This window comes from Nonomuraea sp. NPDC003707, from assembly GCF_053587055.1.
Map to the genome: position 1 here is coordinate 1 of NZ_JBSFNK010000055.1, position 24,293 is coordinate 24,293.

21 protein-coding genes are annotated in these 24,293 nt (G+C 69.9%); 9 read left to right on the forward strand and 12 right to left on the reverse strand.

Annotated features, from left to right (window positions below; all coding sequences use genetic code 11):
• On the reverse strand, positions 1-992 hold a 992-nt coding region (locus tag ACWDRB_RS61310; protein ID WP_449911024.1), incomplete at its 3' end, for a peptidoglycan DD-metalloendopeptidase family protein.
• A gap of 75 nt (positions 993-1,067) precedes the next feature.
• Positions 1,068-3,668 carry an FG-GAP-like repeat-containing protein gene (locus ACWDRB_RS61315; RefSeq protein ID WP_449911026.1) on the reverse strand — a complete coding sequence of 867 codons (2,601 nt, stop codon included), beginning with the start codon at positions 3,666-3,668 and terminating at the stop codon, positions 1,068-1,070.
• Between the two features lie 306 nt (positions 3,669-3,974).
• On the opposite strand from ACWDRB_RS61315, the gene ACWDRB_RS61320 reads away from it, so the two are divergent.
• Positions 3,975-4,952, forward strand: coding sequence for a LacI family DNA-binding transcriptional regulator (locus tag ACWDRB_RS61320; protein WP_449911028.1), 978 nt, complete (start codon positions 3,975-3,977; stop codon positions 4,950-4,952).
• Here the strand turns inward: ACWDRB_RS61320 and ACWDRB_RS61325 are convergent.
• The 6 genes from ACWDRB_RS61325 to ACWDRB_RS61350 are packed head-to-tail and all read right to left on the reverse strand — an operon-like array spanning position 4,949 to position 13,768.
• Positions 4,949-6,388 carry an FGGY-family carbohydrate kinase gene (locus ACWDRB_RS61325; RefSeq protein ID WP_449911030.1) on the reverse strand — a complete coding sequence of 480 codons (1,440 nt, stop codon included), beginning with the start codon at positions 6,386-6,388 and terminating at the stop codon, positions 4,949-4,951. The genes ACWDRB_RS61320 and ACWDRB_RS61325 overlap by 4 nt on opposite strands.
• Positions 6,388-7,359, reverse strand: a complete 972-nt coding sequence (locus ACWDRB_RS61330) for a substrate-binding domain-containing protein (protein WP_449911031.1) — start codon at positions 7,357-7,359, stop codon at positions 6,388-6,390. The genes ACWDRB_RS61325 and ACWDRB_RS61330 overlap by 1 nt, the downstream gene beginning before the upstream one ends.
• On the reverse strand, positions 7,356-8,426 hold the full coding sequence (locus ACWDRB_RS61335; RefSeq protein WP_449911033.1) for an ABC transporter permease: 1,071 nt from the start codon (positions 8,424-8,426) through the stop codon (positions 7,356-7,358). The genes ACWDRB_RS61330 and ACWDRB_RS61335 overlap by 4 nt, the downstream gene beginning before the upstream one ends.
• Positions 8,423-9,928 (reverse strand): sugar ABC transporter ATP-binding protein, encoded by a 1,506-nt coding sequence (locus ACWDRB_RS61340; RefSeq protein WP_449911035.1) that lies wholly within the window; start codon positions 9,926-9,928, stop codon positions 8,423-8,425. The genes ACWDRB_RS61335 and ACWDRB_RS61340 overlap by 4 nt, the downstream gene beginning before the upstream one ends.
• The gene (locus ACWDRB_RS61345) at positions 9,925-12,363 is read right to left on the reverse strand and encodes a glycoside hydrolase family 172 protein (protein WP_449911036.1); all 2,439 of its coding nucleotides are present in this window, start codon (positions 12,361-12,363) and stop codon (positions 9,925-9,927) included. Before ACWDRB_RS61345 ends, ACWDRB_RS61340 begins: the two co-directional genes overlap by 4 nt.
• A complete protein-coding gene (locus ACWDRB_RS61350; RefSeq protein WP_350741214.1) occupies positions 12,353-13,768 on the reverse strand; it encodes an L-fucose/L-arabinose isomerase family protein in 1,416 nt (471 codons plus the stop codon). The genes ACWDRB_RS61345 and ACWDRB_RS61350 overlap by 11 nt, the downstream gene beginning before the upstream one ends.
• Positions 13,769-14,053: 285 nt before the next feature.
• Here ACWDRB_RS61350 and ACWDRB_RS61355 point away from each other — a divergent pair, with 285 nt between their 5' ends.
• From ACWDRB_RS61355 to ACWDRB_RS61380, 6 genes are all read left to right on the forward strand, one after another.
• Positions 14,054-14,251, forward strand: coding sequence for a hypothetical protein (locus ACWDRB_RS61355; RefSeq protein WP_449911039.1), 198 nt, complete (start codon positions 14,054-14,056; stop codon positions 14,249-14,251).
• A 636-nt stretch (positions 14,252-14,887) separates the two neighbouring features.
• Complete coding sequence (locus tag ACWDRB_RS61360) at positions 14,888-16,237, forward strand: ABC transporter substrate-binding protein (protein ID WP_363968036.1); 1,350 nt, start codon at positions 14,888-14,890, stop codon at positions 16,235-16,237.
• A 198-nt stretch (positions 16,238-16,435) separates the two neighbouring features.
• Positions 16,436-17,383, forward strand: a complete 948-nt coding sequence (locus tag ACWDRB_RS61365; RefSeq protein ID WP_449911042.1) for a carbohydrate ABC transporter permease — start codon at positions 16,436-16,438, stop codon at positions 17,381-17,383.
• Positions 17,373-18,170: a carbohydrate ABC transporter permease gene (locus ACWDRB_RS61370; RefSeq protein ID WP_192783722.1), complete on the forward strand. Its 798-nt coding sequence runs from the start codon at positions 17,373-17,375 to the stop codon at positions 18,168-18,170. The genes ACWDRB_RS61365 and ACWDRB_RS61370 overlap by 11 nt, the downstream gene beginning before the upstream one ends.
• Before the next feature lie 11 nt (positions 18,171-18,181).
• Complete coding sequence (locus ACWDRB_RS61375) at positions 18,182-19,273, forward strand: glycoside hydrolase family 172 protein (protein WP_449911044.1); 1,092 nt, start codon at positions 18,182-18,184, stop codon at positions 19,271-19,273.
• Positions 19,274-19,311: 38 nt separating this feature from the next.
• Positions 19,312-20,313, forward strand: coding sequence for a LacI family DNA-binding transcriptional regulator (locus tag ACWDRB_RS61380; protein WP_355197013.1), 1,002 nt, complete (start codon positions 19,312-19,314; stop codon positions 20,311-20,313).
• Between the two features lie 4 nt (positions 20,314-20,317).
• Here the strand turns inward: ACWDRB_RS61380 and ACWDRB_RS61385 are convergent, their stop codons facing one another.
• The 4 genes from ACWDRB_RS61385 to ACWDRB_RS61400 form a co-directional block, all read right to left on the reverse strand.
• A complete protein-coding gene (locus tag ACWDRB_RS61385; protein WP_449911047.1) occupies positions 20,318-20,743 on the reverse strand; it encodes a nuclear transport factor 2 family protein in 426 nt (141 codons plus the stop codon).
• 85 nt (positions 20,744-20,828) lie between these two features.
• On the reverse strand, positions 20,829-20,966 hold the full coding sequence (locus tag ACWDRB_RS61390; RefSeq protein ID WP_449911049.1) for a hypothetical protein: 138 nt from the start codon (positions 20,964-20,966) through the stop codon (positions 20,829-20,831).
• A 13-nt stretch (positions 20,967-20,979) separates the two neighbouring features.
• Positions 20,980-21,735 (reverse strand): SDR family oxidoreductase, encoded by a 756-nt coding sequence (locus tag ACWDRB_RS61395; protein ID WP_449911051.1) that lies wholly within the window; start codon positions 21,733-21,735, stop codon positions 20,980-20,982.
• A 144-nt stretch (positions 21,736-21,879) separates the two neighbouring features.
• Positions 21,880-22,521, reverse strand: coding sequence for a TetR/AcrR family transcriptional regulator (locus tag ACWDRB_RS61400; protein ID WP_449911053.1), 642 nt, complete (start codon positions 22,519-22,521; stop codon positions 21,880-21,882).
• Between the two features lie 300 nt (positions 22,522-22,821).
• Between ACWDRB_RS61400 and ACWDRB_RS61405 the strand changes: the two genes are divergently transcribed.
• Together ACWDRB_RS61405 and ACWDRB_RS61410 are read left to right on the forward strand one after the other, a co-directional pair.
• The gene (locus ACWDRB_RS61405) at positions 22,822-24,042 is read left to right on the forward strand and encodes a cytochrome P450 (RefSeq protein WP_449911055.1); all 1,221 of its coding nucleotides are present in this window, start codon (positions 22,822-22,824) and stop codon (positions 24,040-24,042) included.
• 14 nt (positions 24,043-24,056) lie between these two features.
• On the forward strand, positions 24,057-24,251 hold the full coding sequence (locus ACWDRB_RS61410; RefSeq protein ID WP_350741192.1) for a ferredoxin: 195 nt from the start codon (positions 24,057-24,059) through the stop codon (positions 24,249-24,251).
• Positions 24,252-24,293: the final 42 nt, after the last annotated feature.

Genomic DNA, 24,293 nt, shown 5'->3' on the forward strand with positions numbered 1-24,293 from the left:
TTCAAGGCGAACCAGTCATGCCATTTGACGCCGGCGCCGAATCCATGGTCGTTGGACAAGGCCACGTACACGTCGTTGGCCGTGCCACGGGTGAACGTGACGATGTCGTCCTTGCCGTCACCGTCGAAATCACCGACCGCCGGCACTTCACCGCTCGGCGCGAAGAAGTCGTGCCACTTGGTCGCCGCCCCGAAGCTGTTCCCGGTGGACGGCGCCACGTACACGTCGGCGTTCGCCCCCTGGGTGAACGTGACGATGTCATCCTTGCCGTCGCCGGTGAAGTCCCCGGTCAGCGGGACCTCGCCGCTCAACGCGAAGTAGTCGTGCCACTTCACCGACGTGCCGTCGAAGGCGTTGCCGGTCGACTTCGCCACGTAGACGTCGGCGTTCGCGCCGTGCGTGAAGGTGACGATGTCGTCCTTGCCGTCACCGTCGAAGTCCGCCGGAGAGCCGCCCAGGAGCGGTCCGCCGCCACCGCAGTTGCCACTGGTGTGCTTGGCGGCGGCTTCGCTGTAGCGCAGAGCCACGCCGTCGATGACGATCGGCTGGTTGCCGCCGTCGGCCTCCTGCTCGTAGTGCAGGTGCGGGCCGGTGGAGTTGCCGGTGCTGCCGACCTTGCCGAGTTCGGCGCCGTAGTCGACCCACTGGCCCCTGGTGGCCGTGATCCGGTCCAGGTGCGCCACGAGGCTCGTCCAGCCGCCGCCGTGGTCCACGCGGACGTAGTTGCCGTAGCCGGGGTGGCCGGTGACCGTCTCGATCACCGTGCCGGGCGCCGAGGCCAGAGCGGGGGTGCCGAGGTCGCCGGAGCCCGCGATGTTGAAGTCGATGGCGTTGGCGACCTCGGTGGAGTGGTGGTAGTAGTCCCGCACCTGTCCGCCCGGCCACGGGGCGCGGAAGTCGGGGCGGGGCCCGGCCGCGGCGGCCGGGGCGGGCGGGAGGAGGAAGACGCCGGCCGACAAGGCCGTCACCGATAACAGGATCCTGCTTCTCACGGGGTTTCTCCTGTCTGGAGGCGTGACGCGGCCGCGCGGCGCGAGGGTTGCCGTGCCGCGCGGAGGATTACCGGGTCAGAGAGTGGTCTCGCCGGGCAGGCCGAAGAAGTCGTGCCACTTGCCGCCGCCGGCGAAGGAGGTGCCGGTCGACAGGCTCACGCGCACGTCGGCGGACGGCGTGTGGGTGAAGGAGACGATGTCGTCCTTCCCGTCGCCGTCGTAGTCGCCGACGTACGGGAACTCGCCCGCCGGGGCGAAGTCGTCGTGCCATTTCGTGGCGGCCCTGAATCCGGCGCCGTCCGACAGGGCCACGGAGACGTCGGCGGCGGGGTTGTTGGTGAAGGCGGCGATGTCGTCCTTGCCGTCGCCGTCGAAGTCTCCCACGCGGGGCTGGTCCGCGCCGGGCGCGAAGCTGTCGGCCACCTTGGTCGCGGGGCCGAAGCCGTGGCCGGTGGACATGGCCACGTACACGTCCGCCGTGGAGCCCTGGGTGAAGACGATGATGTCGTCCTTGCCGTCCCCGTTGACGTCACCGACGGCCGGGAACTCGCCGTTCAGGCCGAAGTAGTCGTGCCATTTCTGGCCGGCGCCGAACCCGTTCCCGCTGGACAGGGCCACGTAGACGTCCGCGGCGGCGCCGCGGGTGAAGGTGGCGATGTCGTCCTTGCCGTCGCCGTCGAAATCGCCCACCGCCGGGACCTCACCGCTCGGGGCGAAAAAGTCGTGCCATTTCACGCCCGGTCCGAAGCCGTTGCCGGTGGACGGCGCCACGTACACGTCGCCGGTGGTCCCTTGGGCGAAGGTGATGATGTCGGCTTTCCCGTCGCCGGTGAAATCGCCGGTGTAGGGGAGCTCACCGCTCGGGGCGAAGAAGTCGTGCCACTTCGCGGACACCCCGAAGCCCGTGCCGGTCGAGGCGGCGGCCCACACGTCCGCGCTCGCCCCGTGGGTGAAGGCCACGATGTCGTCCTTGCCGTCCCCGGTGAAATCCGCCGGCGAGCCGCCGAACATGGTCCCGCTGGTGCCCGTGTAGTACACCTCCAGTTCGGCGACGGAGGTGAAGGTGCGGGTGCCGCCCGGGGCGCCGATGACGCGCACGCCGTCGCCGTCCACCGGGTTGAAGCCCAGCTCGTACGTGCGGTTCGGGCCCGCCGTGTTGTCGTACGGGTAGTCAGGCGTGATGCGCAGCCCGGTGACGTTCACCCATTCGTGGTTCCTGCGGACCTGCACCCGCAGATCGCTCGAGAACCAGCCACCGTCGCCGAACATCTGCCCGCTGGTGAAGGCGACCTTGTTCATCAGGTATTCGCGCGGCCAGGTGTAGCCCCACCAGCTCGCGCCCTTGCGCTCGTCGTTCCAGTCGTCCTCGCTCTGCGCCTTGTTGCCGTCGTTGTAGAAGCCGACGTTGCCGAAATGCGCCACCCGCTCGACGCCGGTCGTGCCCGGCTCGCGGGCCAGGTTCCTGGCGCCGTCGGGCGTGTTCGCCGGGGTGGTGTCCACGTGCGGCTCCAGGCGCATCTTGCGCAGCGAGAACGTGTACGCCCAGTGCTGCCCGTCGGGGAAGCCGCCGCCGCACGGGCAGACGTTCGACTGCAGCCACATCGACTTGCCGTCGGCGCTGATGTACTTGGACGGGATCGTGGTGGCGTAACCGCCGTGCTTGGTCGTGGTCCACGGGTAGCCGCCGAAGTCCTTGCCGGAGAAGTGCTTCCACGGGCCCCACGGCGTCGGCGACTCGTAGAACTCGAAGGTGTACTCCGTCCAGGACGTGTAGAGGTAGCGGTTGAGCGGCTTGTTGTACACCACGCCGCCCTGGCTGAGCACGGTCAGGTTCCTGGCCCGGTTGGCGGTGTAGACGTCCTGGTAGATGCGCCGGTCGTCGTGCATGACCGCGACCCGGCGGCCGATGTCCGCGGACCAGGTGGGCGCGCCGGAGGCGGCGAAGCCGCTGACGAACTCCCAGGCCGACCGGTTCTGCACCTGGTCCTTGGGCACCCGGGCCAGCCACAGGTCCACCGGGTCGGGCACCCGGTTCGCGAAGGAGTCGCGCCAGTTGTGGTCGAGGCCGTAGGCGTAGACGTAGCCGTCGGGGGCGTTGCCGTACGCCTTGCCGTAGTCCAGGAACATGATCGTGGTGAACACCCCGTTGCCGAACATCGGCCCCGACCTGTCCCAGGTCCACGTCCTGCCGTGGTCGGTCGACTTCGCGATCGTCGCCGCCGGGGCGTCGTCGAAGTCGAAGGCCAGGTCCTGCACGGCCAGGTAGAGCGTGCCGCCCACGCAGGCCATGCCGGTGGGCTTGCGCGTGTGGTTCGCCGTCCACACCTGGCCGACGTTGTCGCCGATCGGCAGCTGCGCGCCGGTCAGGTTGCCGGGCATGCCCGAGACGCGGGCCACGCCGATGTCGCTGTACGTGCCCGCGAACCCGATGCCGTCACCGTAGGCGGTGTAGACGTTGTCGTCGTCGGACCAGCAGTTCGGCCACAGGTCGCCGTGGTTGCGGTTGTCGCCCGCGGCGGGCGCGCCGACCGTCGCGCCGGAGTCGATCTGCACGGTCGAGAAGAACGGGCTGGGCGGCGGCGAGGCGGCGGCCGTCGCCGCCGGGACGGCGGTGATGGTCATCGTGAGCAGCGTGGCCAGGCCCGCGCCCAAACATCGTCGAACGATCGAGAACATGACTTCTCCTGGCGGTGCGGGACTCCTGAGCGCATGGCAGTCAGGAGGCCGTGAGGTGGGGGTGAAGGGAGAAGAGATCTGAGCAATCGATTTCTGGATGAACGTACAATCGCGGCCTGACAGCCGTCAAGCCCTGATTTGTCAGGCTTTCAGTCGAGCATTTGCCCAGGTAAACCACTACATTTCAATATTTCAGGAAATGTGGAAGTATGATCATGACCGGAAAGCGATTCCTGGACCAGGACTTCGACCCCAACCTGCGGCCAGGAGGGGCGCGGGGCTCCGCGATGGTAGAAACTTGGTGCGATGCCCACTATCTACGATGTCGCACGGGAGGCCGGCGTGTCCGCCGCCACCGTTTCCCGCGTGCTCAACGGCGCCCAGACCGTCGACCCCGCCATGGTCGCCCGGGTGCTCACGGCGGTCCGCGAGCTCGGCTACCGCCCCAACGCGGTCGCGCGCAACCTGCGGCGCAGCCGTACGTCCCTCTGGGCCGTGATCATCTCCGACATCGGCAACCCGTTCTTCACCTCCATGGTGCGCGGCATCGAGGACGTCGCACAGCAGGAGGGCTACTCGGTCGTGCTGTGCAACAGCGACGAGGACCCGGCCAAGGAGGAGACCTACGTCGCTGCGGCGCTGAGCGAGCAGATGGCCGGCGTCATCATCTCCTCCTCGGGCAGCGTCAAGGCGGCCAAGACGCTCATCGACTCGCCCGTGCCCGTCGTCGCCGTCGACCGCGAGCTGCCCAGAGGCGCCGTGGACACGGTGGTGGTCGACAACGAGGGAGGCGCGCGCACGGCCACCGAGCACCTGCTCGCGGCCGGATACAGGCGGATCGCGTGCATCGCGGGGCCCGAGGGTGTGAGCACCGCCGACCTGCGCCTGCGCGGCTACACGACGGCGCTGCCGGGTGACCCCGTGGTCGTCCGCGCGGACTTCCGCGAGCAGGGGGGTTACGACGCCATGGCCGCACTGCTGTCCTCTCCCGAGCCTCCCGACGCGGTCTTCGTGGCCAACAACCTCATGACGGTGGGCGCGCTGCGCTGCCTGACCGAGCGCGGGGTGGACGTGCCCGGGCAGGTCGGCCTGGTCGGCTTCGACGAGATCCCGTGGGCGGACCTGGTGCACCCGTCGCCGTCGACGGTGACGCAGCCGACGTACGAGCTGGGCCGCATGGCCGCCCGCCTGCTGGTCGACCGCATCGCCACCCCGGCCGCCAAGCCCGCCACGATCGTCCTGCCCGCCGAGCTCCATCCCCGCGAGAGCTCCACCCCCCGTTAACGGCTCGCGAGCTCGTGGGCGATGTGGGAGGTGGAGTCGTACAGGTCCCGGTAGAGCCCGTACAACCGCGCGTAGTCCTCGGCGGCGGCCGGGTCGGGCGCCACGACGGACGCGACCGGGTTCCAGCCCGCGCACGAGACGCCGCAGGCCTGGGCCGCCAGCATGGCGTCGCCGAAGGCGGCGCCCACCGTGTGGGTGGACAGGACCTGCTCCTGCTGGAGCGCGTCGGACACGATCCGCGTCCACAGCCCGCCCTTGGTGCCGCCGCCCACCGCGATCAGCCGCTTGGCCGACCCGCCCGCGGCCCGCATGGCCTCCAGGTTGTGCAACACGCCGAAGGCGGTCGCCTCCAGCGCGGCCCGGTATAGGTGGCCGCGCCCGTGCCGCAGTGTCAGGCCGATGAGGGTGCCGCGCGCGTCCGGGTCGAAGAGAGGCGTGCGTTCTCCCGCGAAGTAGGGCAGCATCAGCAGCCCCTCCGCCCCGCGCCCCACCGCCGCGGCCTCGGCCGTGAGCGACTCGAACGAGGCGCCGGTCAGGTCGCGCAGCCATCCGGTGACGGCGCCCGACGTGGCCATCCCCGCCGCCAGGTTGTACGTCCCCGGCGAGACCCCCACGGTCCCCCACAACTGCGGCGAGACGGCCCGCGAGGCCAGCACCTCGACCAGGAACATCGTCGTCCCGTACATCAGCATGACGTCGCCCGGCGAGGTCGCCCCCACGCTCAGCGCCTCGGCCCACGCATCGATGGTCCCGGCCACCACCGGGATCCCCTTCGGGAGCCCGGTGGTGGCGGCGGCCGCCTCCGTCACGGTGCCGACGACGTCGCCGCTCCACGCCAGCGCGGGCAGCTCCAGCTCGGGGAAGAGCTCCCAGTCGTCGATCCACTCGTGGGTACGGGTGTCGTACAGGGGCGTGCACTGGCTGGCCGCGTGATGGTCGAGCACGTACGCGCCGGTCAGCCGGTACGCCAGCCACGAGTGCGCCATGAAGATCCGCCGCGTCCGCGCCCACACCTCGGGCTCGTGGGTGCGCAGCCATTCCAGCTTCGGCCCCACCGCCTGGGAGGTCAGCGGCGACCCGCACCGCTCCAGGATCGCGGAGGCGCCGTACCGGGAGGTCTGCGCCGCGATCTCGGCGGTGGCCCGGGTGTCCACCCCGTACAGGATCGCGGGCCGCAGCGGCGTGCCGTCCTGCGCGCAGGGCAGCACGCACGGGCCGATCCCGCTCAGCCCGACGGCGGCGACGTCCGGGCGGGCCAGCTCCGCCACGATCGAGGTGAAGTCGGCCCACCAGATGTCCTGCGCCGAGTGCTCGAACCAGCCCGGCCGTGGCGAGGCGGTGCGGTGTTCGCGGACCGCCGTCGCCACGACCGTGCCGTCGGCCGCCACGAGCACCCCCTTGGAGCTGGAGGTGCCGATGTCGACTCCGAGGAACATCAGTTCTGCCCCGACAGGTCGAACTGCTTGTAGAGCTCGGCCGCGTTGTCCTTGGTGACCTGCGTCGTGCCGAGCACCTGCTGCTTCTCGACCTGCTGGCCGTGCAGGATCTTGTTGACGGTGTCGGCCGCCTCCTGCGCGCCCGTCGGGTAGATGAACGTGGCCGAGAGCTGGCCGAGCTGGACCGCGCGGATGCCGCCGTCGGGGATTGCCAGGCCGTCGATACCGATGAACTTGATCTTGTCGGCCTTGCCCGCCGCCTGGGCCGCCAGGTACGCGCCCAGCGCCATCGGGTCGTTGTGCCCGTACACGAGGTCGATCTGCTCGTGCTGGGCGAGCCACTGCTGCATGATCGGGGTGGCCTGCTCCTTCACCCACTTGCCCTCGCGGTCGGCGATGATCTTGATCTTGGGGTTGGCCGCGACGGCCTCGCGGAAGCCCTTGTCGCGGTCGATCTGCGGCTGGTTGGACATGATGCCGCGCAGCTCGACGATGTTGCCGCCGTCCGGCAGCAGCCTGACCGCCTCCTCCCCCGCCTTCCTGCCGATGAGCACGTTGTCGCCGCCGATGAAGGCGGTGTAGCAGTCGGTGTTCACGGTGCGGTCGAGGACGATCACGGGGATCTTGGCGTCGCACGCCTGCTGCACGGCCGCCGTCAGCGGCGCGGGCTCGGTGGGCGAGACGATGAGCGCGTCGACCTTCTGGGTGATGAAGTTCTGGACCTGGGAGACCTGCGTGGCGCTCGACTGCTTGGCGTCGGCGATCGGCAGCAACTCGATGTCCGGATATTTCTTCAAAAAGTGCTGCAGCTGCAGGTTGAGCTGGGCCCGGTACGGCTCGGCGTTGTTCGACTGCGAATAGCCGACGACGAACTTCTTCTTCTCACCGGACGACGCCGACGGCGCGGGCGCCTTGGACGCGCACGCGGCGGCCAGGAGCGCGCACAGCGCGATGGTGATGGTCTTCTTCATGATCGAGACCCTCCTCGGAAGATCTTGAAGAGATCGGGACGCTGCAGGACGACCGCCACGACGACGATCAGTCCCTTGATGACGAGCTGCCAGTTGTCGCTGACCGCGTTGAGGCCGAGCACGTTGTCCAGGAGCGTCAGGATGAGCGCCCCCACGAACGTGCCGGCGATGGTGCCCTTGCCGCCCGCCAGCGACGCCCCGCCGATGACGGCGGCGGCGATGGCGTCCAGCTCGAACGACTGCCCGGCCTGGGGGTCGGCCGAGGCGCTGTAGGCGGCGTCGATCGGCCCGGCGAAGCCGGCGAGCATGCCGGACAGGGCGAAGACGGCGATCGTGACCGCCGTGACGTTGACGCCGGACAGCCGGGCCGCGGTGGGGTTGCCGCCGACGGCGTACACGTGCCGGCCGAACCGGGTCTTCGTCAGGATCAGGTGGAAGACGACGCAGACCACGATGAAGGCCAGCACCGGATAGTAGATGCGATCAAAGAGGTTGTGCCCGGGGGTGCCGAACAGCTGGAACGCCTCCGCCTGCGGCGTCAGCTTCCCGTCGGCCCCGGCGATCTGGGTGCCGACGCTGACGTTGTCGCTGACCTGCCGGTCGAGCCCGCGTACGACCGAGAGCATGGCCAGGGTCATGACGAACGACTGGATGCGCAGCCAGGCCGTGCCGGCGCCGTTCAGGAACCCGAAGAGGGCTCCCACCGCCATGCAGATCGGCACGATCTGCCACGGCTCCAGCGAGAACTTGGCGAGCATCATCGCGGCCGTCATCGACGCGATGCCCAGCAGCGAGCCCACGGACAGGTCGATGCCGCCGGTCAGGATCACCAGCGTGACGCCGACCGCCAGGATGCCGCGGGAGGCGAAGGCGCCGATGGCGTTGGTGAGGTTGGTCTCGTTCAGGAACATCTCGCCCTTGGTGGCGATCCCCACGGCGAGGATCAGCACCAGGCCGATGTACGCCTGCGCGGCCCCGAGGGCGGAGAGCGTGCGCCGCATCCGGCTCTCCCCCGGCGCCTTCACGGGCGGCGCTGGATCGGGTGGCGCGGTCTTCACGGTTGTCATATGGTCACCTGCTGTCTTGCCATGGCGGCCTCGAGGATCGCCTCCTGCGTCGCCTGGCCTCTCGGGAACTCGGCGGTGATGCGGCCCTCGCAGAGCACGAGGATCCGGTCGCACATGGCGAGCAGCTCGGGCAGCTCGGAGGAGGCCACGAGCACGCCCTTGCCCTCGGCGGCCAGCGACGACATGAGCGCGTGGATCTCCGCCTTGGCGCCCACGTCGATGCCGCGCGTGGGCTCGTCCATGAGGATCAGCGAGGGCGCCGTGAGCAGCCACTTGGCCAGCACGACCTTCTGCTGGTTGCCGCCGGAGAGGTTGCCGACGGTGAAGCGCAGTCCGGGCGTCTTCACCCGCAGCGCGCGCACCTGCTGCTCGACGGCCGCGCCCTCGCGCCGCCGGTCCACGGTCCAGAACCGCAGGTAGCGCCTGAGCGATGACAGGCTCGCGTTGAAGGCCACGCTGTTGCCCAGCACGAGGCTCTGCGCCTTGCGGTCCTCGGCGACCAGCGCGACACCGCGCTCGATCGCCTGCTTGGGGCTCCTGGGACGGTACGGCGCGCCGTGCAGGCTGATCGATCCCTCCGACGGCCGGTGCACGCCGAAGACCGATTCGAGCAGCTCGCTGCGCCCGGCGCCCATGAGTCCGGCCACGCCGACGATCTCCCCGGTGCGCACGGTCAGCGAGATGTCCCGTAGCGCCGTGCGCCCGGTGTCCCGATCCCCTGGCACGCGGAGCCCCTCGACCCGCAGCAACTCGTCACCTTCGGTGGCGCCGTCGGCGCGCGGGAACATCTCGCCCAGGGGGCGGCCGACCATCATCTGGATGAGCTCGTCCCGGTTGATGCCGGTGCGCTCGCCGATGTACTGGCCGTCGCGCAGCACGACGACCCGGTCGGCGATCTCCTCCAGCTCCTCCAGCCGGTGCGAGATGTAGATGACGGCCACGCCGCGCCCGGTCAGGTCGCGGATGACCTCGTACAGCCGCTGCACCTCCGCGTCGGCCAGGGCCGAGGTGGGCTCGTCCATGACCAGGACGCGGACGTTCTGCGACAGGGCCTTGGCCACCTCGATGAGCTGGCGTTCGGCGATCTTGCACTGTTTGACGAGCGTGCGCGGCGACAGGTCGAGCCCGAGGCCGCGCAGCAGCTCGGCGGTGCGCGCCTCGGTGGCCCTGCGGTCGAGGAGCGCGCGTTCCTGGCCGAGGAAGATGTTGTCCGCGACGGACAGCTCGGGCACCAGGTTGAGCTCCTGGTGGATCATGGCGATCCCGTGCCGCCGCGCGTCCTTGGGCGAGTGGATGTGCGCCACCTCGCCGCCGATCTCGATCTCGCCCTCGTAGTCCTTGAACACCCCGGCCAGGATGTTCATCAGCGTGGACTTGCCGGCGCCGTTCTCCCCGAGCAGGGCCACCACCTCGCCCTCCGCCACGGCGAGCGACACCCCGTCGAGGGCCCGCACGCCGGGGAAGGACTTGCCGATGGCCCGCATCGCCAGGACGGTGGTCACCGGAGGCTCCACGCCGTATAGGAGGCCGCCGACCAGGGGGTCTTCGGGGTCAGCTGGACGGTGATCTCCCGCTGCCCGCGGGTGACGCCCGCCGGGATCTGGTAGACGTCCTCCAGCCACCTGCGGGTCCGGTTGCCCAGCGGCTGCACCCAGTCGGCCAGCCGCCGCCCGTTGACGGTGACCTCGGCGTGCTGCCCGGCGACGCTCTGGTCACTCGTACGGCGCAGTTCGACGCCCTGGTTGTTCCGGTCGATCGTGAGCCTGAACGTGACCGGGGCCTGCGTGACCCGCTGGGTGGCCTTGAGCGTGACGGGGTTCCTGAAGTCGCCCTCGAACGCGGACTCCAGCGTGGTGACCTCGCCCTGGCCGGTGTAGCCGTGCTGCCGCTCGCTCGCCGGGTCGCCGACCGTCAGCGAGTCCGTCTGCGCCGTGGCGCTTCGGTCGGAGCCGTACCAGTAGGCGGTGGAGGAGTAGACGCCTTCGACGTCGTTCGTCCAGCCGTGCTCGATGTCGAACGTGAGCGAGCCCGCGAACGGCACGGCGTCGCCGATCATCAGCCGGTACGCGCCGGTGCAGTCGTTCTCCGCCGGGCAGCCGGTCGCCGGGGCCAGGTGGGCGGTGTTGCCGTGGAACGGGGTGCTGACGGTCTCGCGGTTGAAGTACCAGCCCGCCTGGTAGAAGTCCTCGGTGCCGGTGCCGTGGATCTGCGGGGTGCGCGAGCCGTCCACGTAGACGCGCTCGTCGCCTTCCAGGTAGTTGCGGTTGGTCGGGCCGCGCATGGTGTGGCTGATCCCGACGAACTTGCCCTGCGCGCCGGAGACCCGCAGGAAGGGCCAGCTCGTGCCGGGGGTGGTGCCGCCAGCGCGGGACTGCGTCCTGAAATAACCGACATTTCCTGATACGGGGCGGTTGGCTGACGTGACCGTCGCCCGGCCCTCGATCGTGCGGCCGGAGTCGTTGAACAGCTCGACCGTCGCGCCCGTCCGGTACGGCATCGGCCACCACGCGCTGAGCGTGCTGGTCGCGGCGTCGACCGCGTACATGAGCGACTTGACGGGCAGCATCGCGTGCCCGCTGCCGAAGAACTCGCCGGCCGGCGAGTCCACCGTGCGCCGGCCGTCGAACGTGATCCGCAGCCGCAGCCCCTGCAGGATCTCCTGTGCCGTCCTGATCTTCGCCAGCTGGGGCTGGTCCATCGGGAAGGCGAAGGTCCGCTCGCCCTGCCAGGTCTGCGCGACGATCGTGTAGCGGTGCGCGGCCTCGTCGGCCGCGTCGCCCACGTCCACGGTGTCGGTACGCTTGCCGGCGCTGTCCACCCAGTACGTGAACTCGTTGTAGTCGAGGTCCGACGAGGCGAACACGTTCTTGACCGTGATCTGCGACTTGCCCTTGGTGGCACTGGCCGGCAGGTCCACGACCTCCTCGGCCCACATCCCGGCTGCGCCCAGCCTGCTCGGCGGCCACTGGGCCACCTGCTGGTCGTCCACCAGGACCTTGGCGACCTGCCTGCCGATGGCGGGGTCGATGCGCCTGGTCAGCCGCACGCCGTCGTTGGCGGGGTCGATCTTCACCGTGAACTCGCTGGAGCCGTTCCGGCCGAACGCGCGGCCCTCGTCGGCCTCGGTCTCGGGCAGCACCTGCTCGGCCTGGGGCAGCTTCAGCTTGATCGCCGACAGCAGGCCGGCGCCCTGGGTGCGCGCGACCCGTACCGACTGGCCGGGAGCGAGGCGGATCGCGGCGTCCTGGGAGCGCGCGCCCGGGACGGCGGGCTTGGGGTCGCCGCCCGCCTTGAGCCGGTCGATGACGTCCTGCGCCTTGTCGGCCGGGTCGAACGTGCTCACGCCCTCGGCGTCGGCGAACGTGCGGTAGCTGACGTGGTGGAAGAGCGGGTTGTGCTCGGTGGTGATACGCATCGAGCGGGTGAACGGCATCGGCACCTCGACGTAGACGCCGCCGGAGCTCTGGTCGGCGTTGCCCACGAGGGGGTAGGCGAAGGGGGCGCCGAGCTTGCCGTCCACCAGGTCCTGGAGGCTCGCGTCCACCACCTTCCTGCCGTCGAGCTCGACGGTGATCCTGCCGGTCCTGCTGACGTCGCCGCCGTCCCTGGTGAACCAGATGGCCTGCACCTCGCCGGCGCCGGTGTGCTCGGCGATCACGCAGCCCCCGTCATCGGTGCTGCTCAGGCACGAGTACGTGCCCTCGAACCCGTCGTTGTTGTCGCCGGTGCGGTCGAAGCTGGAGAACTGCTTGGTCTGCACGCCGACGGGCAGCTCGGGCAGCCGGTCGAGCCTGCGGTAGACGTCCCACCCGACGGGTCCCTTGGCGCTCGCCTGCGCCTGCGCCGGTGCGCTGGGGCCCTCGGCGCTCGCCTGCGCCGGTGCGCTCAACCCGCCCAGGACGAGCGCGGCCGCGAGGAGGAGAGGACTAAGCCGCATCGCCGAACCCCTCGAACTCGACGCCCAGCTGCTTGCAGACCGCTTCCAGCTCGGCGATGTAGTCGCCGGGGACCGCGTGGATGTGGTTGGAGCCGAACCGCCCGAGGAACTCGGTGGCCGGCACGTGCAGCCTGGTGAACGCGTGCGGCCACTCGAACGTGGACTGCCGGGCCATCGCCTCGTTGGTGGCGTCGTCGTACAGCTCGAAGTCGCCGCGCATCACGTGCATGCGGTACTGCCCGTCCCTGCGGGTGAGGCGGGCGAACGTGGCGGCGCCGGGCGCGGCGAGATGGTGCACGCTCGCGCCGCCCGCCGGGAAGAAGAACACCTCGGGATAGAAGTGCGTCCTGGCGAGGTTCTCCTCGGGGTCGTCGGACCTGGCCGCGTACCAGGTGGCGTGCTGGCCGGAGTTGCACAGGTCCCAGACGTCCTTGTCCGCGTGGTAGTGGCGGACGTCGGCGAAGAGCACCGGGTCGCCGCTCAGCAGCTTCAGGATCTGCATCGTCAGCGCGCCGTCCATGTCGGCCTCGGTGGCGCAGACGTGGGTGTCCTTCGGGCCCTCCCAGTCGTACGGGTCGTTGAGGAAGGCCTCGGCGAGGTCCATCGTGCAGAAGTGGGTGGTCAGCTCGGGCTGGCCCTTGATGCCGGAGAAGTCCAGGTTCCACTCGTCGATGAGCTCGCGCATCGCGTAGTACGTGCGGATCTGGCGTTCGAGCAGGTCCGGCGTGAGCTGCTTGCCGTCGTAGTGCACGTTCCCCTTGGCCTCGAGCCACTGGCGGGCCTGGGTGACCCGCGCCTGGGAGGCGTTCTCACTCCGCCGGACGATCTCCCACTGGTCGATCTCCTCGACGTCGACGCCGAACGTACGCATCCACTGGTCGGTGTTGGCGACGGCGGTGTACATGCCCATCGGCCGGCCGCCGATCCGGCCGAACGTCGAGCCGCGCAGGCCCCGGACCGCCTGGGCGGCCCGCACCTCGGTCAGCACGCGCTCCCTGACGGCGGGGTCGTCGATGTCTCCCCAGGCGCGGGCGTGCACCCGGCCGATCTGGTCCAGGCCACCGCCGCCGGCGAGCATGCCGACCATGCCGGGCTGCGCGGGGTCGATGTTCGCCATGAGCAGCAGCGGTCCTGGGGTGGACTCGGCGGCCAGCATGGTGAAATGGGGGAAGGCCCAGACCGCGTAGTTGAAGATGGTCAGATCGGGCCGGCGATCGGCCAGCCATCGCGCCTGCGACGTGGCCAGCTCGTTGGTCCACACGATCTCCGGCGCCACGATGACCTCGTGGCCCTCCTTGCGCAACGCCTCCGCCAGGGCGGTGGTGGCGTGGGTGATGTGCTCAACGAGATCGCGGGCGACGAAGTCCCGCCCGTCCGAGATGCTCAGCACTCCGATACGTGCCACGGGTTGTCCTCCATACATCGAGAAATCGATTGCTCAGAAATCGATTTCCCTCAACCTAGATCCGACCTTTTGACCCGTCAATCCCGCTTCACATCACAGAATCACAACGGTGAACCGATTTCTCAAACCCCGATTCCAAGGCCCCACACCCAGGGGAGGCATGGGAGGCGCAGGAGGTGCGCGAACGGCGCGAGTGAGGGAAGCGCGGGAGGTGCGAGGTGGCGGAGGCAGCGAGCCGGGGAGGCATGGGAGCCGGGCGAGGCACTGGAAGGGGGAAGCCGCGAGGTGGGGAAGCGAGGGGAGGCGCCCGGCGTGCGGGTGGACGGGCTGCCGTTGGGGGTGAGTGGCGTGCGGGTGGCGCGGGCCGGCGTGCGGGTGGCGCGGGCTCGAGTGGACGGGCTCGAGTGGACGGGCTCGGGTGGACGGGTCCCCTTACTCACCGTCGCAGGTACGGCCCCGCACCGGCCCACCGTCGCGGGGTGACGGACAACCGCCACATATCACCCCACGCTTCCCTCGCCTCACAGGCATCCCCCGCTTCGGCCACCTCGCGGGCCTTCGGCGTCTTCTACGCTCCCCGCACCTCCCGCGCTTGCCGCACCTCACCGCACCCGCGCCGCCCCGGTACCTCGCCGAGGAGCCGGTGCGGCGAGACGGCGGAACTCGGTCGCGGGCGGTCGCCTGCTCGGCGGATTCGGCGCCATCGGGTCCAGGCGGCGTCGGATCCAGCGGGCGTCGAATCCAGGCGGCGTCGGGGCCAGGCGACCACGAGAGCAGCGCCATCGCTTCCGCGAAACAGCGCCGCACCTCGCCCCGTCCGGGCACCCCTCAGGGGCATGCCGCGTCGCACCGCCCAACAGCCCGAACCCGAGCCCCGAGCCCCGAGCCCCGAGCCCCGTCGCGACGGCATCAGCACGATGGGCGGGTGGCCGGGAGGCGACGCGCCATCGTGGCGGCGGTTGCCGCCCAGAGCGGGGTCGCAGGTCTCGGGGAGATATCGATTCCCGGATTCGGCAAGCTGTAGCAGGAACTTCTTGACGCTGGCCGCCCCGACGCCTACCTTTCTGGGAAATCGATTGCTCACCCCCCGAGCTTTCTGCAAGATCAGGAGGATGCGACATGTCGGCTTTCGAGAGGGTGACTCGCCGATCTCTGCTGCGTGGCGGCGCCGTCGTCTTAGGGTCGGCGATGGCGGCACCGCTGCTGTCCGCGTGCGGGGGCGGCGGGAAGACCGGCAACGCCAAAGAGCTGACGTTCTGGAACTTCTACGGCCCCAACCCGCAGGCCGACGCGCAGAGCAAGTGGTTCACCGACCTGGTGGCGGCGTGGAACGCCAACAACGAGGTCAAGGTCAAGCTCCACTACCTGCCCGTCTCCGAGTACCTCGCCGGCACGGCGCTGCAGACCGCGTTCTCCGCCGGTCAAGGGCCGGACATCTTCCTGCTCAGCCCCGGCGACTTCCTCCGCTACCACAACGGCGGCGTACTGGCCGATCTCACGCCGCACCTCAAGCCCGACCAGATCGCCGACTTCGACGGCGGCGTGCTGGACACGCGCAAGGTGGACGGCAAGATCTACGGCCTGCCGATGGAACAAGAGCCGCTGGCCATGTACTACAGCATCGACGCCTTCGAGAAGGCGAAGCTGGCTGAGGGCGACCTCCCCCAGACCTGGGACCAGCTGCTGGACGTGGCCGCCAAGCTGACCACCAAGGACCAGTTCGGCATCCTCTTCGAGACCATCCCCGGCTACTACCAGAACTTCACCTGGTACCCGTTCATGTGGATGGCCGGCGGCTCGGCCGTGCCGGGGAACGGCGGGGCCGGGTTCAACGCGCCCGGCGTACACCAGGCGCTGAAGCTCTGGCAGGACGCGGTCAACAACAAGGTCGCGCCGCGCAAGCCGCAGGGCGACGGCGCGGGCAACGCCCCGGCGAACCTCGCAAGCGGGTCCGTCGCCATGCAGCAGAGCGGCATCTGGTCGGTGTCGCAACTGGAGCAGGAGAAGAAGGACTTCAAATACGGGGTGTTCCGGCTTCCCGTGCCCGAAGGCGGGACTTACACCACCGACATCGGCGGGTGGGCGTTCGTCGCCAACGCCAAGGGGGCGAACCCGGAGGCGGCGGCCAAATTCATCGCCTGGGCGCTGGGCGCCACCGACGCGGCCGGCGTCGAGCGCGGCCGGCAGTGGAACACGGTCGTCAAGACGAACCTGCCGGCCCGCAAGTCCGTCCAGGAGGCGGCCAAGGCGGCGGGGGCGTTCGACAAGCCGGCGCTCAAGGTGTTCCTGGAGCAGGTGGTGCCGGGGGGCCGGGGTGAACCCCGCTACACGCCCGAGGTGTACAAGGCCGTCTCGGACGCCATCCAGGCCACCCAGCTCGGCGGGGTGGACCCGGCCAAGGCTGCGGCGGACGCCGCCGCCAAGATCGACACCTTCCTGAAGGGCTACAAGGGTGCGGCCATGCTCTGACGCCCTCGCGGGCGCCACCCCACGGCCGCTGCCGTCCGGCCGGGCGACGGACGTGCGGTCATGTTCCAGCCGGGCCTCGGCGACGCGGCCGGAGGGTCGCGTCGCAACGGTCCGGTCGGGGGCAGGCGCCCGCGTGTCCCCAGTGAAACCGCGCCGGAGGCACCCGGCGACCGGCCCTCTGAGCGAAAGGCGGTAGTCGTGGCCACATTGGTCGATCCGGGTACGGCGGTCGCCGGCGAGGCCGTGCCCCGCGTGTGGTGGACCCGGCGCAGGAGAGAGGCCCTGGCCGCGTACGCGTTCGTCGCGCCCGACCTGCTCGGCCTGCTCGTCTTCGTCGGCCTCCCCATGGTGCTGGCCGTCGGCGTCTCGCTGTTCAGCGTGGACGGGTTCGGCGGCTACACGTACGTCGGCCTGGACAACTTCCGCCAGATGGCCGAGGACACGCAGCTCTGGCAGAGCGTCAAGGTCACGCTGACGTACATGGTGACCTTCGTCCCCATCGGGTTCGTCGTCAGCCTCGGCCTCGCGCTGCTGGTCCGCGACCACTTCCCCGGCGTCGGCCTGGTGCGCACGATGTTCTTCCTGCCGCATGTCATCAGCCTCGTCGTGGTCGGCGTGGTGTGGCAGTTCCTGTTGGCCGACAAGCAGGGCGCGGTGCCCGCGCTGCTGCGGCCGGTGGGCCTGGGCGACGTGTCGTTCCTGGGCAACCCCGCGCTGGCGCTCGGGTCGCTGGTGGTGATCAGCATCTGGTTCCTCATGGGGTATCAGATGCTGATCCTGCTGGGCGGGCTCAAGGACATCCCCAAGGAGTACGAGGAGGCGGCGCGCGTCGACGGGGCCACCTCGTGGCAGCGCTTCCGCCATGTCATCTGGCCGCTGCTCCGGCCGACCAGCTTCTTCGTGCTGGTCAACTCGACCGTCGGCGCGGTGACCGGCCTGCAGGCCTTCGACCTCGTCTACGTGCTGACCAAGGGCGGTCCGGCCAACAGCACGTCCAGCGTGGTCTTCTACATCTACCAGCAGGCCTTCACCTTCAACAACTACGGCTACGCGGCGGCGCTGACCACGGTCGTGGTCGGGTTCCTGGTCGTGGCCACAGGGCTGATGTTCGGGCTCACGAAGGGAGGCAGGTTCGATGTCGGTTAGGCTGCGCGCCCTCGTCGGGTACGTGCTGGCGGCCGTCACGGTGGCGCCGCTGGTCTGGCTGCTGGTGACGGTGCTGAAGCCGGCGGACGAGCTGTTCGAGGTGGCGCTGCCCAGCCGCTTCACCCTGGACAACCTGCTCTACGTGCTGACCGAGGTGCCCATCGGCAGGTACATGCTCAACAGCCTCGTCGTCTCCGTGGCCGTCACGGTGGTCGCGCTCGTGCTGCACTCGATGGCCGCCTACGCGCTGGCCCGGCTGCGCTTCCCCGGGCGGCAGGTGATCTTCTCGATGATCGTCTCCACGCTGCTGGTGTCGCTGCCGGTGATCCTCGTCCCGCTGTTCCTGGTGGCCAGGCAGCTCGGGCTGCTCGACACGTACGCGGGGCTGATCCTGCCGGCGATCTTCCACGCGTTCGGGATCTTCCTACTCCGGCAGTACTACCTGACGATCCCGCGCGAGCTCGAAGAGGCTGCAGATCTCGACGGATGCGGATATTTCCGGCGCTGGTGGCAGGTGGTCGTGCCGCTCAGCCGGCCCGTGCTCGCCTCGCTCGCCGTGCTGTTCTTCCTGGCCAACTGGAACGCGTTCCTCTGGCCCTTGACCGCCACCCGCGACCCCGAGCTGCGCATGGTGCAGGTCGGCATAGCCACCCTCCAGGGCCAGTACGGCTCGGCCTGGAACTACGTCCTGGCCGCGACGGTGATCGCGGCCGTGCCCACCTTGATCGCGTTCGTGCTCGGCCAGCGCCGCCTGGTCGAGGCGATCAAGACCTCCGGATTGAAGTGAATGAGGATCATATGAGCTACGGAAACCACGGCAGCAGCCTGCGTGACCTGCCCCGCCTGCGGTCGTCCAGGCGCAAGCGGGTCTCCAGCTACGACCGCACGGGCGGCAACGAGGACCGGCTGACCGTCGAGGCCGGCACCACCGTGACCCTGGCCGACATCGAGGGCCCCGGCTCGATCAACCACATCTGGTGCACGGTGGCGCTCCCGTTGAAGGACGTGCCGGACGCGGTGGACGTCGACTACCTGCGCAGGCTCGTGCTGAAGATCACCTGGGACGACCAGGAGCACCCCAGCGTGCTGGTGCCGCTCGGCGACTTCTTCGGCATGGGCCACGCCAAGACCGCGAACTTCGTCTCCGCGCCGCTGCAGATGAGCCCGCAGGACGGCAAGAGCTTCAACTCGTGGTTCCACATGCCGTTCGCGAGCCGCGCGAAGGTGGAGCTGATCAGCGAACTGTCGGCCGAGCCGGTCTTCTTCTACTACTACGTCGACTACGAGCTGTTCGACTCGGCGGCCGGGGACCTCGGCTACTTCCACGCGCAGTGGCGGCGCGAGCGGCCCACCGACGGGGTTCCGCAGGGCACGCAGAGCAACCGCGAGTACCAGGTCGAGGGCATCAACGACACGGGCGACGGCAACTACGTCATCCTCGACGCCGAGGGGCGCGGCCACTACGTGGGCTGCGTGCTCAACATCCGCAACCTGCGCGAGACCAGCGACTGGAACTGGTACGGCGAGGGCGATGACATGATCTTCATCGACGGGGAGCCGTTCCCGCCCTCGCTGCACGGCACCGGCACCGAGGACTACTTCAACACCGCCTGGTGCCCGACGCAGACCTACCACGCGCCGTACCACGGCATCACCCTGCCCGGCGGGGACAACTGGAGCGGCGAGATCTCCCTCTACCGCTTCCACGTCGAGGACCCGATCACGTTCACCGAGTCCATCAGGGTGACGATCGAGCACGGCCACGCCAACAAGCGCTCGGACGACTTCTCCTCGGTCGCGTACTGGTACCAGACGCTGCCGCACAAGCCGTTCGGGCTCGCGCCGGTGGCGGAGCGGTTGCCGTTCCCGCCGCCGCCCGCCCTGGCGTAATCGATTTCTCCTGCCCGTGTCTCCGAGATCGGACGAGGTTGATCAAGATCCAAGATGTCGCGCGGCACGCCGGGGTATCCGCCGCGACGGTCTCCCGCGTGCTCAACGGCCGTTCCACGGTCAACCCGGAACTGGCGGGACGGGTGCTCGCGGCCGTGCGGGAGCTCGGCTACCGGCCCAACGGGGTGGCGCGCAATCTCAGGCGCAGGCAGACGACGTTGTGGGCGGTGCTGGTCTCCGACGTCGGCAACCCGTTCTTCACCTCTCTGGTACGGGGGGTGGAGGACGGGGGCCGGCAGTTCGGGTATTCGGTGGTCCTGTGCAACACCGACGAGAACCGGGCCCGGGAGGCCGAGTACATCGCGGTGGCGCTGGCCGACAACATGGCCGGCGTGATCATCTCTCCGGCTGACGACTCGACGGACATCTCCGCCCTGGTCGCCGCCGGCACCGCCGTCGTCACCATCGACCGCGAGCTTGCCGAGACCGAGGTCGACGCGGTGATGGTGGACAACGAGAAGGGCGCGGAGATGGCGACCGCGCACCTGCTGTCGTCCGGCTACCGGCGGATCGCGTGCATCACGGGCCCGCGGCGGATGTCCACCGCCATGCGGCGGCTGCGCGGCTATCACCGGGCGCTGCGCGCGGCCGGCGTACCGGTGGATCGTGCCCTGGTGCGGCACGCGGACTTCCGGGAGGAGGGCGGCTACTCGGCCATGGCCGCGCTGCTGGACGAGGGGGTGGAGATGGACGCCGTGTTCGCGGCCAACAACCTCATGACGGTGGGGGCGGTGGAGTGCCTGACCGAGCGGGGGGTGCCGATCCCCGAGCGAGTGGGGGTGATCGGGTTCGACGACATCCCGTGGGCCCGGCTGTTCCGGCCCGGGCTGAGCACGGTCCGGCAGCCGACGTACGAACTGGGGCGGGCGGCGGCGCAACTGCTGGCCAGCCGGATCGACAACCCGGCCCGACCGGCGGCCCGGATGGTGCTGCAGACGGAACTGCACCCCCGCGAAAGCTCCCGCCCCCGGCACGACTGAGAGCTCAGGGCCGGCGGCCGCCGAGGGCTCGCGCGACCGTGAGGCTGTCCTCGTAGATGTGGTAGCGGGTGATGAGCCCGTCCTCGACGGTGAGGTGCAGCGCGAACGGCGAGGTGTACGCGACGCCACCGGCGCGTACCGTCTGCGCGATCTCCCCGAGCACGACGGCGTGCGTCCCGTCGACCAGGATCCGCGCCACCGACGTGCCGTTCAGCTCGGGCACATGGTGGGCCTCCAGCGAGCGGAAATGGTCCGCCACGTCGGCCCGGCTGGACCGAGGCCGGATCCACGGCACCGCGGGATGCCCCTCGGCGGGCCAGTCGAGCTGCCAGTCGACCGGCTCGGCGAACAACTCCGCGGTGCGGGGATGATCGCCCTTGGCCATCCTGCGCAGCAGCTCCTCCACGACGTCACGGGTGTCAGTACTCATGCCGCAACCCTCTCGGCAAAGGCGCGGGACGTCGATTACCTCCGAGATAAGGGGCCCGGCGGTCACCCGCCAGGCCGTCCGACCGTCAGCGCCGGGCCCCGACCGCGGCACGGGCCCCCTCCACCGAGAGGGCCGGCGCGGTGGCCTCGCCGAGGCCCGACGACGCTCCCGTGACCAGAGCTCCGGTGACCAGGGCGACCTTTGCGTGCAACGGGTTGCTCACGTGCCTCCTCCGGCTATTTGCCGGTCGCGTTCCGGCCGAGCCAGTCGCGGTAGCTGATCGTGCCGAGGACGGCGCCGTCCTCCGGAACCAGCGACCGCTCGCTCAGCTCGCTGCCGAAGTAGCGCGCGTGCGGGTCGGTGACCACCTCGCGCGGGTCGCCCCAGGCGGTCAGCGCCTGGCGGAAGAACTCGTCCATGCGGTACTCCTTGGGCCCGGCGATCTCGACCCTGCCGTTCAACGGCGCTCCGACCGCGGTCCGGCCGACCGCCTGGGCCACGTCGTCACCCGCGATCGGCTGGAACAGCACGGGCGCGATGTGCACCTTGCCGTCCGTCGTGGCCTCGTCGGCGATGCCCCGGGCGAACTCGAAGAACTGGGTCGAGTGCACGAGGGAGAACGGGATGCCCGACTTCTCGATCAGCTGCTCCTGAGCGATCTTCGCCGCGAAGTAGCCGTTGTCCGGCATCCGCTCCGTACCGACGATCGACACCGCGACGTGGTGACCCACGCCCGCCGCCGCCTCCGCCGCGAGCAGGTTGCCCGTGGAGGTCTCGAAGAACTTCAGCACCGCGGCCGGCTCGAACGACGGCGAGTTCGACACGTCGACCACCACCTGCGCACCCGCCAGCACCTCGGCCAGCCCTTCGCCGGTCAGCGTGTTGACGCCCGTGTTCGGTGCCGCCGCCACCGCCTCGTGACCGTGCTCGCCCAGCTTCGCCACCAGCTTCGACCCGATCAGGCCCGTCCCGCCGATTACCACGATCTTCATTGCGATCCTTTTCGCTCCGCCGGGCCACCTCGTCGCCACCCGGTCGCCAGCTAAGACCGGACAGCCTCCGGGCTTGTGACAGCCGCGGCGAAATTGCTTCACAGCCGAGGGACGATCTCTCCGGTCAGAGTGGTGGAGAGGGAGCTACGGCGTGCCCCGGACGGGGGCCTGCCACATCGCGACGATCGCGTCGATCAGGCCGTCGGCCGTGTCGTCCCAGGTGGGCCGGAAGGTGGGCGCGTGTTCGGCCAGGGCCCGTTCCCGCTCGACGCACATCTGCACGATGAGGTGGCGGGCCATGGTGGTGCGTTCGCGGTGGAGGCCGGCGGGGCGGCCGGGCATGCACCGGGCCAGGCCGTCGCTGAAGAGCCGCAGCACCGGGGCGGCGGCCAGGGCCTCGTCCACCATGATCGCGTTGAACGCCGGGTCGGCCATGACCTGGGCGGTGAAGCGGGCGTACCAGGTGGGGCTGCCCAGGGTCTCCAGGTGTTCGGTGAGCGGGCGGACCAGGCAGGCGACCCAGTCGCGCAGGTCGGTGGAGCCGTCGATGTCGGCCATCATGCGTGCGCGGATGCGCTCGATCTGCTCGGCGTGCTTGCGCGCGATCGCGCGGATCAGGTCGGCCTTGGTGCCGAAGTGGTAGCTGACCGCGGCGTTGTTGCCCTGCCCGGCGGCCTCGCTGATCTGGCGGTTGCCGACGGCGTGCACGCCGCGTTCGGCGAACAGCCGCTCGGCCGCGGCCAGGAGCGCCTCCCGGGTCGCGCTGACCTGCTCGTCCCGTGTCATCTTGCTGATCATCGTCATTCACCGCACCGGGACTTTCGCGCAGCCCGCGACGGCCCGGTCCCACAGGCCGCCGCAGGTCCTCGGCCGTGCAGGCGAGGCGTGACGGAAGGACAGCCTATTCAAGCGACGGACCGCCGGTCGTCCCGTCGAGGGCTGCTCCGGCTTGACAGGCGTCCGCCCCACGCTAGAGTTTAAATCAATCGGTTGATTTAAACCACCCGGCCGACGCGAGTGCGGGGATCGGCCAGGGCCGCGAGACGGCCCGTGAAGCTCGCTTGAAACGCATTCCAGGAGGAAACAGTGACGACAATCCCGGAGTACGACATCGCCAGATCGGCGAAGTGCCCGCTGGACCCGGCGCCCGCGATGCGGGCGCGGCAGGAGGAGGGCCCGCTGGCCCGGGTCCGGCTGTGGGACGGCAGCACCGCGTGGCTGGTGACCGGCCACGCCGAGCACCGCGCCGTGCTCGGTCACCCCAAGGTCAGCGTCGAGCCCGCTCGCGGCATCCCCCGGCTCTCCCCGGCGGAGGCCGCGGCCATGGACAGCATGGCCAAGGCGGGCTCGGCGAGCCTCGGCTTCATCATGATGGACGATCCCGAGCATGCCCGCCTGCGGCGGATGGCGACCTCCGCGTTCACGGTCAAGCGGGTGGAGGCGATGCGCCCGGCCACGCAGGAGATCGCGGACGAGCTGATCGACCGGCTGCTCGCCGGCCCGAAGCCCGCCGACCTCGTCGAGGCGTTCGCGCTGCCGCTGCCCTCTCTGGTGATCTCCAACCTGCTCGGCGTCCCGTACGACGACCACGAGTTCTTCCAGGCCAACAGCAGGACCATCATCAACCGCAACTCGACCGCGGAGGAGCGCGGACAGGCCCAGCACCGGCTGGCCGAGTACCTGGACGGGCTGATCGGCGAGAAGCTCGCCAAGCCCGGCGACGACCTGCTGTCCGGGCTGGTCGAGCGGGTCAAGGCCGGTGAGCTGTCCCGGCAGGAGGCCGCCCGCATGGGCGTGCTGATGCTGTTCGCCGGCCACGAGACCACCGCGAACATGATCACGCTGGGCACCCTGGCCCTGCTGCAGGACCCCGACCAGCTCGCCCTCCTCCGCGAGAGCGACGACCCGAAGCTGATCGCCTCGGCGGTCGAGGAGCTGCTGCGCTACCTCACGATCACCCACGGCGGGCTGCGGCGGGTGGCGCTGGAGGACATCGAGATCGCCGGCCAGGTCATCCGGGCGGGCGAGGGCATCATCACGGTCAACGAGACCGCCAACCGCGACCCGTCCGTCTTCCCCGACCCGGACCGGCTGGACCTCCAGCGCAACCCCCGGCTGCACGTGACCTTCGGTTACGGGGTGCACCAGTGCCTGGGACAGCCGCTGGCGCGGATGGAGCTGCAGGTCGCCTACCCCGCCCTCCTGCGGCGGATCCCCACCCTCGCGCTCGCCGCCGAGCTGGAGCAGATCCCGTTCAAGCACGACGGGTTCGTCTACGGGGCCTACGAGCTGCCCGTCACCTGGTGACCGAGGAGGACATCGTGAAGATCATCATCGAGCAGGACAAGTGCGTCGCGTCCGGGCAGTGCGTCATGGCCGCCGACGACGTGTTCGACCAGCGGGACGAGGACGGGGTCGTGGTCCTGCTGAACGACGACCCGTCGCCCGAGCGGCTGGCGGACGTGCGGCAGGCCGCCCTGGTCTGCCCCGCCCTGGCCATCACCGTCGAGGAGTGACCGAAGGTGGCCAGGGCCGATGCGGGTCCACCATCCCCCAGC

Coding starts and splice junctions, on each gene's coding strand:
- ACWDRB_RS61325 (WP_449911030.1), bottom strand. CDS start 6,388: ATGTTCCTCGGAGTCGACATCGGCACCTCCAGCTCCAAGGGGGTGCTC.
- ACWDRB_RS61335 (WP_449911033.1), bottom strand. CDS start 8,426: ATGACAACCGTGAAGACCGCGCCACCCGATCCAGCGCCGCCCGTGAAG.
- ACWDRB_RS61395 (WP_449911051.1), bottom strand. CDS start 21,735: ATGAAGATCGTGGTAATCGGCGGGACGGGCCTGATCGGGTCGAAGCTG.
- ACWDRB_RS61320 (WP_449911028.1), top strand. CDS start 3,975: ATGCCCACTATCTACGATGTCGCACGGGAGGCCGGCGTGTCCGCCGCC.
- ACWDRB_RS61330 (WP_449911031.1), bottom strand. CDS start 7,359: ATGAAGAAGACCATCACCATCGCGCTGTGCGCGCTCCTGGCCGCCGCG.
- ACWDRB_RS61400 (WP_449911053.1), bottom strand. CDS start 22,521: ATGACACGGGACGAGCAGGTCAGCGCGACCCGGGAGGCGCTCCTGGCC.
- ACWDRB_RS61345 (WP_449911036.1), bottom strand. CDS start 12,363: ATGCGGCTTAGTCCTCTCCTCCTCGCGGCCGCGCTCGTCCTGGGCGGG.
- ACWDRB_RS61360 (WP_363968036.1), top strand. CDS start 14,888: ATGTCGGCTTTCGAGAGGGTGACTCGCCGATCTCTGCTGCGTGGCGGC.
- ACWDRB_RS61370 (WP_192783722.1), top strand. CDS start 17,373: ATGTCGGTTAGGCTGCGCGCCCTCGTCGGGTACGTGCTGGCGGCCGTC.
- ACWDRB_RS61315 (WP_449911026.1), bottom strand. CDS start 3,668: ATGTTCTCGATCGTTCGACGATGTTTGGGCGCGGGCCTGGCCACGCTG.
- ACWDRB_RS61385 (WP_449911047.1), bottom strand. CDS start 20,743: ATGAGTACTGACACCCGTGACGTCGTGGAGGAGCTGCTGCGCAGGATG.
- ACWDRB_RS61375 (WP_449911044.1), top strand. CDS start 18,182: ATGAGCTACGGAAACCACGGCAGCAGCCTGCGTGACCTGCCCCGCCTG.